Origin of the sequence: Priestia sp. SIMBA_032, assembly GCF_046535215.1 — a bacterium.
GTDB classification, from domain to species: Bacteria; Bacillota; Bacilli; order Bacillales; family Bacillaceae_H; genus Priestia; species Priestia aryabhattai.
The window spans coordinates 1-278 of sequence record NZ_JAWRXD010000517.1 but is presented as its reverse complement, the minus strand read 5'-3'; the positions used below and the strand labels follow the sequence as shown (position 1 = coordinate 278).

Sequence of the window (278 nt, the reverse complement as noted above, 5' to 3'; positions counted from 1 at the left end):
GTGTCTTCTTGACCAAAAGCTTGCCGTTCGAGCCCTGGTCCATAGGGACGATAGTCGCGCAGAAGCGTTGCGGATCATGGGCGCCCAGGTGGTTGTCGGCGATCTCCTGGTCCATGACGATGCAATCCGGGCGCTGGCCGACGTCAGTGCAGCGTACTTCTGCTATCCGGTTCGCCCAGGGATCATTCCAGCAACGGCCTATTTTGCCGACGCGGCCAGGCGGGCAAACCTGAAGCTCATCGTCAATATGTCGCAGATCTCTGCGCGAGAGGATTCAA

Annotated in this window: 1 protein-coding gene; it reads left to right on the top strand. The window is 59.0% G+C overall.

Features of this window, described 5'->3' with window-relative positions; translation table 11 throughout:
* Window positions 1-34 precede the first annotated feature (34 nt).
* The coding region (locus tag SB717_RS35365) for a hypothetical protein (protein WP_486360791.1) at window positions 35-278 on the top strand (244 nt) is incomplete at its 3' end.